Genomic DNA, 11,000 nt, shown 5'->3' with positions numbered 1-11,000 from the left:
ATCATTCTCCCTTAGCTTTGTCCTGCTTTTCTTTTTCAAGTAACTCATATGCGTGACTTATAACAACGTCAAAATTCATGGTTCCGTTTGAACAATACACCCCTACCACATTTCCCGGACTACCTTCATCCTCTAAAAGTCTTCTTGCCATCTGAACATCATTTTCAAAATAGGTTTCATCATTTTCAAAGCCAAAGGCTGCAAAAATCTCGCCAGATAGTCTGTATACATTTTCATCCCCAAATACATCCATCAGGTTCTTGGCGGTGATCTTTACAATTTCATCACCTATATCGTGTCCAAGCTTTGCATTAATATCTTTCAGCCCTTCAATTTCGCACAGGACATAGCCAAAAGCCTGTGACTTATCAAATTTTTCCTTTGTAAATTCCTTTAATGCAGTGCGATTTTTGGCTTTTGAGAGATAGTCATGGTAGCTGTAATATATTATTCTGTCCTGCTCTTTTCTCTGGTTTATGAACTGAGTAAAGAAATGAGGCAGGACCTTCATGATCTCATTGACACTTGGAATCCTTTCAGCAGAAATATCTGTTAGTCCGACAAATCCAGCAATCTCATCTCCTGTTCTTAATGGGCTGAACACTGCATTTCCAATATTGTTTCTTTTCATGACCTGATAGGTAAACTGCGAAGTCTCTTTTATCTCTTCAGGATCATTTACAACAAAGCAGACTCTGTCATCCGAAATTCCAAATTCCCGCATTTTAGCAAATTCCTTTTCGCTAGCCGCAGCCTTTATTTCCTGAGCTAACGGTGTAACCCCATCCTTAAACCACTCATAGGTTTCACGAATGCGATTTTTTTCATCTAATTCAAATATGTATGTTCTTTTGGCATCTAGCTCTTTTCCAAGATATTCAAGAAGAAGTTTTATGCTCTCAACAGGATTTTTGGAAGTAGCAGCAAACTGAAGGGATCTGTTTATGAATCTATCCCTGTCCATGGCAGCCTGGTCCATGGTCCACCAGCTGACAAACTTAAGGATCATTATGATAGTAAGTACCACCATACCAAATCTCATAAATATTCCATAGGTGTCCCTATAATTTTTTGCAAATTCCCATAGTAAAATATCTATAAACGTCAATACAGCAAATATTGAAAGCCCTATGTTAAGGGCAAAGAAATCCGTCTTGATGCCAAGTGCTCTGCAATGGATCCGGTTTTCTATATATGCGATCATCATTATTACAATGTCGCTTCCTAAAACAAACAAAGCAAAAAATCCAACTGTATTCATCATATCCATGTCAGCCACGAATCTAAGCACAATCATCGTTGCCTCAGCGCCGACTGATACCGCAAAAGCAAGGACTGAATAGATATTCTTTATAAATTTAGTAAGGGATGTATAGAAAACCACAAAGGGATATCCAATCATTGGAACGATAAGAGTACCAAGAGTTCTCCAGAAATAATAATGTCCAGACACAAGTTGGATAGCATTGGTATTAATAAGGCACCACAGGCCTATTATAAAAGTAGCTACAGCAAGGGAAAACACATCAAAGGGTTGGCGCGACTTATCAGGAATGCCAAGCCACAAAACAAATAGTAAAAGTCCAAAAAAGACTATAAGAACTGAGGCAACAAGAAGTAGTGCCCTATCATGGATAAACCACCTGATATATTCGGCAGGCTGGCCTAAATATACTCTGTAAATATGGGCTGATGAGTTTTTCTCAGTGAGCTGCTGACACTCTATTATAAAGGTCTTTCCTGCATCCTCTCTGGATATTCCAACCTTATGAAAGGCAACGCCATAGCCAATGCCCGTAATATTTTCCTCAGCCAGAAATTCATAGACTCTTCTTTTGTTAAGGGATACTTTGATATTTACATTCTTTGACTCAAAGCAAATACACTCGCCATCAAACAAATATATTGGAAGCTTTTTGGACAAAGTAATAACGCCATTCTTATAATCAGAGTTTTTGACCTCAGATAGCTTATAGAGATTGCCCTCTTCATCACACCAACCACTGTCAAAATCAGTCATTTCAGGAAGATACTCTAAGCTAAATGCATCAGAAAAGAACAGTGTTCCAGCAAAAAGAACTACTGCAATTGCTACAAATACAATATTCAATTTCCGGATGGTGCTAAGGCTTTTTTTGTTTTCCTGCATATTTACTCCTAGGCATACTTACCACTATACATAATTTTAACATGTGGTATTGCGTTAAATTATAATTTATATATAAAATATTTATGCACAATTATCTTGTACAATACATAGATTGACTTTCACACGCCACAGTGTTATAGTCTAAAGAGCATGACTTCTATAAATATGCTTGTTGAGGGGATTTGCACCTATATGAATGATAAAACTTACGGATTTATAGGCCTTGGACTTATAGGCGGATCAATGGCCAGAGCAATAAAGAGTGCTCAGCCTGATTGCACTATTATGGCCTACGCTCCACACAGAACTACAGTTGACGCTGCCAGGGCTGACGGAACAATTGATATAGCTCTTGAGAGAATTGGAGCAGAATTTTCAGACTGTGACTATATCTTTTTATGTGCCCCGGTTGAGATCAATAATGATAATCTTGAACTTCTAATGCCCTATCTAAGTCCCAAAACCACAGTTACTGATATAGGAAGTGTCAAGAACAGCATACACGAAAAGGTCAGAGAACTTGGAATCGAGGATCAGTTTATCGGCGGTCACCCTATGACAGGTACAGAGCGCATAGGATACCAGAACTCCAAGGCTGCCCTTTTGGAAAATGCCTACTACATCCTGACCAAAACTGACAAGACCAAGGAGGACAGGTTAAGCGATTACTACCATCTAGTCAAGGACATGGGGGCTATACCTCTTGTGGTTCCTTATCTTCAGCATGACTTTGCCACAGCTGCCATAAGCCATGTTCCACATGTTCTTTCTGCAGCCCTTGTAAATCTGGTCAAGGACAGCGACAACGAAGATGACCTTATGAAGACAATAGCAGCAGGCGGGTTCAAGGATATAACAAGAATTTCATCCTCATCTCCTGTTATGTGGCAACAGATCTGTAATACCAACTCAGATAATATTTCAGAGCTTTTATCAAGCCTTATTGATTCTCTTGTAGATATCAAACTTGCTGTAGATGAGCATGACAGCGACAAGCTTCTTGATTTCTTTACTTCAGCCAGGTCATACAGGGAATCCTTTTCAGACTTTACAAGTGGTCCTATTCAAAAGACCTATGTTCTCCATGTGGAAATCGATGACCAGCCAGGTCGCCTTGCCAAGGTGGCAGTTCTTTTATCTGACCATTCTGTAAACATTAAGAATATTGGAATTGTACATAACAGAGAGTATGAAAGAGGAACTTTAAAAATAGAGTTCCATACCCAGAAGGACCTGGATCAGGCCCTTGACCTTTTGTCCCACAATGGTTACACAGTCGTAACATATCAGGGATGAATTAAAAACCTTTGGAGGCAGCAATGATATCACTTGAAAAAGCATCTCACCCACTTAAAGGGGACGTATTTGTCCCTGGTGACAAATCAATATCCCACAGGAGCATCATGTTCGGCGCTCTTGCAGAGGGAACTACTGAAATTACAGGTTTCCTGGAGAGTGCAGATTGCCTTTCAACTATTGATTGTTTCAGAAAGCTTGGAATCATCATTGACCATAGTATGAGACCGACTAATGGCGTCCCAACTATCACAGTTCACGGAAAGGGGCTCCATGGCCTTACAGATACTTCATCTACTCTCTATACCGGAAACAGCGGCACGACTACAAGACTTATGACCGGAATCCTGGCGGCTCAGCCCTTTGACTCTGCTATAACAGGAGATATTTCCATAGAGAAAAGACCCATGAACCGCATCATCAAGCCCCTGACCCAGATGGGTGCTGATGTTTCCTCTATGATGGGAAATGGCTGTGCTCCTCTTATAATAAAGGGCGGCAGAAAGCTCCATGGCATAAACTACAGAAATCCTGTAGCTTCAGCACAGGTTAAATCCTGTATTCTCCTTGCAGGCCTCTATGCAGATGGCGACACCGTAGTCTATGAGCCTGCCCTATCCAGAAACCATTCAGAGATAATGCTCCAGTCCTTTGGAGCTGACATACACAATGAAATTGCAAGAGATGGCAGCGCAGCTGCTATACTAAGCCCTGGCATGCCACTTCATGGCATGAAGATAAATGTGCCCGGAGATATATCTTCAGCAGCATACTTTATCGCTGCTGCTCTTATGGTACCTGGTTCTGAGCTCCTTATCAGAAATGTCGGTATCAATAAGACAAGATGCGGCATCCTTACCGTTCTCAAACAGATGGGAGCTGATATTACTCTTCAGAACGTCAATGAAGCAGGCGAGCCAAGAGCCGATATCCTTGTCAAATACAGCGAGCTGCATGGCAATCAGAATAACAGATTTGAGATAGGCGGCAAGGATATCCCTACTATGATAGATGAGCTTCCTATGGTGGCTGTTCTTGCAGCTACAGCAAACTTCGATACTATAATCAAGGACGCTGCTGAGCTTAAGGTAAAAGAATCAGACAGAATTGCCACTGTGGTAGATAATCTGGCAGCTATGGGCTGCGATATCGAAGCTACCGAAGATGGCATGATAATCCATGGAGGAAAGCCGCTTCATGGCACAGATATAAATACTCATAACGACCACCGTCTTGCCATGAGCTTTGCAATAGCTTCTCTGGCAGCTGAAGGCACCACAAGAATACTTGATGATGCCTGTGTAAATATCTCATATCCTAGCTTTTTCACTGACCTTCAAAGGCTTCTGTAATCAGCAATTTCCTATTCAATAAATAATCCGCGGCGCTTTGATAACGCCGCGGATCTTTTTTATTATATTCTAAAGCCTCTAATTTATTGAATAGTAAATCTATCCAGGTTTCCGTTGATCGTATCAACTGCCTCAGAAACTGATGAAGCCGCGCTTGCAACAAGTTCTGACGAAGATGCAACTCCCTTGGCTGCCTCTGTAACTCTTTCAACATTGTCAGCAATTTCCTGAGTCGATGCCGACTGCTCTTCAGATACAGATGCCATGTTCGTAGCAACATCATTAACCTTCTCCATCTGCTCAGCCATGGTAGAAAGTGTATCATTGGCTTCAGATAGCTGCTGCGTAATTTCCTTGAACGTTGTAGCAGCTGTATTGATAGAATCAGCGCTGTTATTTATAAGCTGAGTATTAGTCTCAGATTTCTCTGACAGCTGCTGAACTCTTACGGACATATCCTTGATGATATCTGCAATCTGTTTGGTAGCATCTGCAGAATTCTGGGCAAGCTGTCCAATTTCCTGAGCAACAACAGCAAATCCTTTTCCGGCTTCTCCTGCTCTTGCTGCCTCAATGCTGGCATTAAGTGACAAAAGATTTGTCTGAGAAGAAATGGAATTGATAAGATCTACAATCTGATTGATCTTATCTGCAGCTTCATCAACACTTGTTACAGCATCTGCCATATCTTTCATGGAATCGACAATATCATTCATTCCATTGGCAACACCTGCCATCTCATGCTGTCCGGAATCAGCCTTGGAAACAAGCTCGTTCATAGTTTCTTCTATCTGCTGTTCCTGCTCAGTTACATTTGCAACTGTCTGAGCCAGAACTGTAGCATTTTCAGCTACTTCATTGACAGCCTTGGCCATATTATCGATATTTTCACGAATCTGATTCATGCTGGCTGACTGCTCATTAGCAGCTCCCTCAAGATCCTCCGCTGTACTCTTTGAAGTCTGCGCATCTCCAAATAATTTTCCTGAAACATCTTTTATCTCGCTAAGGGAAGTCCTCATGCCGGTTACAAAATGTCCCATAGCATTGTTCATATAAGCGATTTCATCATCACCTTTTGAGGATATATCTACAGTAAAGTCACCGCCTGAAATCTTTTCAATATTATCTGTAAGGCTTGTGACAGGATTCTTTATGAGTTTTCTCAAAACTATGTTGATCACAAGGATCACTATCACTATTGCTGCCAATATAACAACAGCCAGAATGGCAAGTAACCTGTAGAGCGCTGCCAGAACTTCGCTCCGCCTTGCATAAGCTACTACAAGCCAGTCAGTTCCACTTACAGGAGAAGCAACAAGGAAATAATTCTCTCCTCCTACATTAGCCTCTGTAACTTCGTGAGTTTCCTTGCCAGCTTCAGCTGCCGCATATTCACCTATAGACTTAAGAAATGGATTATCAGCTATATCGGCCACATTTTGTCCGCAAGCTTCCTTATTATCTTTATATGTGAGAAGAAGCCCCTGACTAGTGATCATAAGCGCTCCGCCAGTTTCATAGAGCTGGACGCCATCAAGTTCTTCCTGAATTCCTGACAAGAACATATCTGCAGCAAAGGCGCCCTCTCGCCCATCCTTGAGGTGTACACGCCTGATTACAGACGCACAAAGGTCTCCTGTTACTGTATCAAAATATGGAACATCGTAGTAATAAAACCAGCTATTTGTATAAGTCATAGCCTCCTTGTACATGACATTGTCTGTACAGTCCTCTATGGAGTATGTGGGATCTGCAGCATAAAGAAAGGTCTTATCGCTCAGCATCAGATATGCTCCTGTTGGGAGAAGTGCATATCTTCCAACTGTTCCAGTAAGATATCCCATCAGAGCCTGATTTGAATCATAATCATTCTGTTCTACAGCATCAGCTACACCATTCAAATAGTAGAAGGTTGAGTTTAGCTCTCTGTTAACTTTGCTGGCATCTGCCGTAACCTCATTTTGCAAAGAGCTGTAAATAAGACTTTTGATCATAGCATAGCCAAGAACATAAGTTATGCCCTCAGCTACCAGAACAGTGATCAGTAACATTGAAACAAACAAAAGAGAAATCCTTGTGCTGACAGCCTTTGGTGATGAGCCAGCTTTCTTTTCCGTTTTATTGCCCATGATATACCTCCATATCAATAATTTAGAGCAAAAAGATTATTACATCTGCGCTATTTTTTTATTATACACATCAATTATTAATATAATATTAAGTTTATCTGTAATCGGTATTAAATAAAATTATATTGAGTACAATTAGTAAAAGAAGGAACTACCAACCACTAAAATGATTGATAGTTCCTTCTTTTATAGGTAAATATTTTACTAACCTCAAGCAACTTACTTAAGGGCATTTAAAAATTCAATTACTTCTTCTTTTGAGGGCATCACTGAAAGGGCTCCCTTTCTTGTTGTAATAATAGAGGCTGCCGCATTTGCAAAGGTCAGACACTCATAAAGCCCCTCTTTAGATAGATCATCAAGGCCGTTTCTGTGTATGTAATCTATTGCACAGGCACAGAATGTATCACCAGCTCCTGTAGTTTCTATTGTATCTGGATTCTTAAATCCATCTCTCTTTACAACCATATCTTTGTACAGAGCTATACTTCCATCAGGGCCAAGAGTTGCAAACACAATAGAAATACTGTACTCTTCCTTTATCTTTCTAGCTCCTTCAAGGATATCCGTGCAGCCAGTAAAAAGCTCTATCTCATTATCTGAAATTTTCAATATATCGCAGTTTTCAAAGCCATACTTCATAGCCTTTAGCGCAGAGTCTACGCTATCCCACAAAGGCTGCCTGTAATTAGGGTCAAAAGAGATAAGTGCGCCACTTTCCTTTGCAATCTCTAAAGCTTTCTTTGTTGCTCCCCTTGCAGGTTCATCTGTCATAGAAAGAGTTCCAAGATGAAAGATGTCAGCATTTCTTACAAGATCCGCATTTCCATCCACGTCTTCTGCAGTCAGCATCATATCTGCTCCAGGCTTTCTGTAAAAAGAAAAGTCCCTGTCTCCATTTGGAAGCTTATTAACAAAAGCCAGAGTTGTATGAACAAGGTCATCCATTACAAGGCCACTGGTATCTACACCTTGTACTTCCACTCTCGTCTTTAACATATTTCCAAAAAAGTCTCTTCCAACCTTGCCGATAAAAGCTGTATTATTGCCAAGATTCTGAAGCATAGAGAGCACATTGCAGGGTGCACCTCCAGGATTTGCCTCAAACTGAGGATTTCCCTGGCTGCTGTCACCACTTGCAGTAAAATCTATTAAAAGCTCCCCTAGTGCTACTACATCTATCTTTTTCATACTTTATTTCCTCTCAAGCTCGTACATGGTAACATCCATCAAAAGTTCGCCAACAGCCTTAAAGCTGATGCCCTCTGCCTTAACATCTGTAAGGATGACCATGGACATTACCTGCTCACCGTTGTTAATAAAGAGTTCCATACTGTATCTGTCAAGGACAAGTCTAAGTGATATCTCGCCCTTATTGCCGGCTACTCTGCAGCGTCTCTGGTGAACGATCGCTCTTCTGCTGCCAGAGTGCTTTCTGTCTATCTTTACAATGTTAAGTTCAGGATCATATTCAATAGTTGAATAAGCCTTCCCATTGTCAGCAAACCTGATCTCAAACTTCTTGTAGGAAAGGTCACTTTCTGTTGATCTGACTCTCACAGTCATATCAACACATCTTCCCTCAATGCTTGAAAGTGAGCAGCTATCTGAAATAAGGACATTCTGTCTGCTGATCCTCTTTCCATAATATTTTTCTATTTCTCTTGCAGGCCACTGAATAAGCCTATTGTCTACAATTGAAATCTCTCTAGGAAGGCTCATCTGTCCAAACCATGGGAAGTCATCGCGTCTTATTCCGCAGGTATCCCAGTTCTGCATCCAGCCGATCATAACTCTGCGGCCGTCCTCTGTGAGTATTGTCTGAGGCGCATAGAAATCAATTCCGTAGTCCACTGCCTGACAGTTTTCCTCGCAGAAATCACCATTTTCATCAATACTGCCTATCACACACAATGTTCCATTTCCGTTATGGAATTCAAGCTCTTCAGGAAGCATATCCTGAGGGCTTGTGAGCACAACTTGCTTGCCATCATGGCCAAAATAATCAGGACACTCCCACATAACTCCAAATCTGTGATTGTTCCTTATAAGAGTCTTGTCATAGGCCCAATTGATGCCATCATCACTTACAAACTGAAGAAGCTGCCCATCCTTGTCCTGAGTTTTGTTGCCAACTACAATATAGTATTTACCGTTTTCACGCCACACTTTAGGATCTCTGAAGTCATATTTGCCAGCGCCTTCCGGAAGCATAGTGCTGTCAATCACAGGATTCTTCTCGTACTTGTGATAGTTTCTGCCATCTCCAAAGGCAATACACTGAGTCTGATATTCATGGATGTTTCCATCCTCATCCTCCTTTTTCTGAACACCAGTGTAAACAAGAAGCTGCCTTCCATCCTCCATCTCTATAGCACTTCCTGAAAAGCATCCATCCTTGTCATATTCCTCATCCGGAGCAATTGCGCAAGGCAGATATTCCCAGGTCATAAGGTCCTTACTAACTGCATGTCCCCAGTGCATTGGGCCCCATACAGTATCATAGGGATAATACTGGTAAAAGAGATGATACTCGCCCTTATACATGCTAAAACCATTAGGATCATTCATCCATCCGCATCTTGGTGTCAGATGAAAAAGAGGTCTAAACTCGGGAGCTATCATCTTCTCCTTTTTTTCTTCATATTCACGTGCTTTGTTTAACTTATCACTCATTTTATTCCTCACTTACCATAAATCATTACATTTTCTGCCACAGAATCAGTAGTTTCTATTTTCCAATCAGCCCCAACTGCTGCATAAATCCTGTTTGACAGTGCCTTTTTTCCATCTGCATAGAGAACTACAATATCCTTTTCTACAACAACATCTATGTGATATTGCTGGCCGCTTTTAAGCTTTATTGGTTGATTGTTGGGAAAAGCATTAAAAGATAAATTGTCATCCTCGTTGTCGATACTAAGCTTGTATTCTTCTCCGCTTTCCGGGTTGCTAAAAACAAGGTCCATTCTGCCCTTATCTGACATATTAAGGTCCAGAGACAAATGGCAGGACTCTGGTACCTTCCCAAGCTCAAGCTCGCCGCCATTTATAGGGTCCTTTTCATCTAAAAGCATATTTTTGAAATAATCATTATATTGTTCAGGCATGCATACCCCAAGTGTGCCGTCTGATAATTGTCTAAGTTCATATACGAGAACGCTTCCTGCCCAAGTATACTTCAGGCTGTCTTTTTCTCTTTTCTTGCGGTCGAGAAATCCCACAAGATACCTCTTGCCCTTAAATTCGCAAGTCTTGGCAGCATAAAAGCCGTCTCCATCGAAAGTATCAATCTCCTCTTTATCCCATGGTCCAAAGAAATTATCTGAGATTCTGTAATAGACCACGTTGTTCCAACTAAATACCAGGTAGTACTTATCTCCCAGGCTAAAAACATCCGGGCACTCCATAAAATACAGATCCTTGCTGGTATAAAAATCCCCCTTAAAAGTCCAGTTTTCTAAATCCTGTGACTCATAGTACACAATTGCGCTCTCGTTTTCTTTTTCTTTTCTGGCTCCCACAAGCATCAAATAGCCATTATCTGTCCTGTAAACCTGAGGGTCTCGAAAATCCGTTGTGCTATAACCTTCCGGAGCATGAATTGCATTTTCATAATTCTTGGTATATGTCTTGTTGTCCTTACTAACAGCGTGTAACACACACTCTTTATCAAGTCCATATGTGTCGTAGTAATCATTATGACCAGTGTAAAAGCAGTGATAATTACCCTGGTCATCTATGATAAAAGAACCAGTTCCAACAGCCAGATCCTGTACTTCAGAATCCTGTGCAAAAGGGAGAACTTCTCCTTTATCCTCAAATATCAAAAAGTCTCGCGTGTAGAAACGATGAATAGGATGATATCCCACTCCGTTATGATCTGTTTCATATAAATAATTCAGATATATTCCATTTTCATCTGACAGAGCCATTACATCTCCCACATAGCTCTCATCAGCTCTTGGAAAAAGAGTATCCATTTTTGTAGCATCTGCGCATCCTGTAAGCATACATACAAGAAGCGAAACAATTATGGCGATTTTTCTTTTCATTTTTTTAAAAAAGGGA

The 11,000-nt window shown here is 40.9% G+C and carries 7 protein-coding genes; 2 read left to right on the top strand and 5 right to left on the bottom strand.

Features of this window, described 5'->3' with window-relative positions; all coding sequences use genetic code 11:
* Position 1 precedes the first annotated feature (1 nt).
* Positions 2-2,149, bottom strand: a complete 2,148-nt coding sequence (locus BLO53_RS07100) for a GGDEF domain-containing protein (RefSeq protein WP_092060046.1) — start codon at positions 2,147-2,149, stop codon at positions 2-4.
* A 192-nt stretch (positions 2,150-2,341) separates the two neighbouring features.
* Here BLO53_RS07100 and BLO53_RS07095 point away from each other — a divergent pair, with 192 nt between their 5' ends.
* Both BLO53_RS07095 and aroA read left to right on the top strand, forming a co-directional pair.
* Positions 2,342-3,445: a prephenate dehydrogenase gene (locus BLO53_RS07095; protein ID WP_092060044.1), complete on the top strand. Its 1,104-nt coding sequence runs from the start codon at positions 2,342-2,344 to the stop codon at positions 3,443-3,445.
* Positions 3,446-3,468: 23 nt separating this feature from the next.
* Positions 3,469-4,797 (top strand): 3-phosphoshikimate 1-carboxyvinyltransferase, encoded by a 1,329-nt coding sequence (gene aroA / locus BLO53_RS07090; protein ID WP_092060042.1) that lies wholly within the window; start codon positions 3,469-3,471, stop codon positions 4,795-4,797.
* An 83-nt stretch (positions 4,798-4,880) separates the two neighbouring features.
* Here the strand turns inward: aroA and BLO53_RS07085 are convergent, their stop codons facing one another.
* The 4 genes from BLO53_RS07085 to BLO53_RS07070 all read right to left on the bottom strand — a co-directional run bounded on the left by BLO53_RS07085 (position 4,881) and on the right by BLO53_RS07070 (position 10,984).
* A complete protein-coding gene (locus BLO53_RS07085) occupies positions 4,881-6,929 on the bottom strand; it encodes a methyl-accepting chemotaxis protein (RefSeq protein ID WP_092060040.1) in 2,049 nt (682 codons plus the stop codon).
* A gap of 219 nt (positions 6,930-7,148) precedes the next feature.
* Positions 7,149-8,120, bottom strand: coding sequence for a carbohydrate kinase family protein (locus tag BLO53_RS07080; protein WP_092060038.1), 972 nt, complete (start codon positions 8,118-8,120; stop codon positions 7,149-7,151).
* Positions 8,121-8,123: 3 nt separating this feature from the next.
* Complete coding sequence (locus BLO53_RS07075) at positions 8,124-9,605, bottom strand: glycoside hydrolase family 32 protein (protein WP_092060036.1); 1,482 nt, start codon at positions 9,603-9,605, stop codon at positions 8,124-8,126.
* A gap of 8 nt (positions 9,606-9,613) precedes the next feature.
* Positions 9,614-10,984 carry a glycoside hydrolase family 32 protein gene (locus BLO53_RS07070; protein WP_176757201.1) on the bottom strand — a complete coding sequence of 457 codons (1,371 nt, stop codon included), beginning with the start codon at positions 10,982-10,984 and terminating at the stop codon, positions 9,614-9,616.
* Positions 10,985-11,000: the final 16 nt, after the last annotated feature.

The organism is Butyrivibrio sp. INlla14 (assembly GCF_900102515.1).
Lineage (GTDB): Bacteria > Bacillota > Clostridia > Lachnospirales > Lachnospiraceae > Butyrivibrio.
Note: the sequence above shows the minus strand (reverse complement) of the source record. Positions and strands in the feature narration are given on the sequence as shown.

Excerpts from the sequence above, each read along its gene's own strand:
- BLO53_RS07070 (WP_176757201.1), bottom strand. The coding sequence starts at position 10,984 with ATGAAAAGAAAAATCGCCATAATTGTTTCGCTTCTTGTATGTATGCTT.
- aroA (WP_092060042.1), top strand. The coding sequence starts at position 3,469 with ATGATATCACTTGAAAAAGCATCTCACCCACTTAAAGGGGACGTATTT.
- BLO53_RS07100 (WP_092060046.1), bottom strand. The coding sequence starts at position 2,149 with ATGCAGGAAAACAAAAAAAGCCTTAGCACCATCCGGAAATTGAATATT.
- BLO53_RS07075 (WP_092060036.1), bottom strand. The coding sequence starts at position 9,605 with ATGAGTGATAAGTTAAACAAAGCACGTGAATATGAAGAAAAAAAGGAG.
- BLO53_RS07085 (WP_092060040.1), bottom strand. The coding sequence starts at position 6,929 with ATGGGCAATAAAACGGAAAAGAAAGCTGGCTCATCACCAAAGGCTGTC.
- BLO53_RS07095 (WP_092060044.1), top strand. The coding sequence starts at position 2,342 with ATGAATGATAAAACTTACGGATTTATAGGCCTTGGACTTATAGGCGGA.
- BLO53_RS07080 (WP_092060038.1), bottom strand. The coding sequence starts at position 8,120 with ATGAAAAAGATAGATGTAGTAGCACTAGGGGAGCTTTTAATAGATTTT.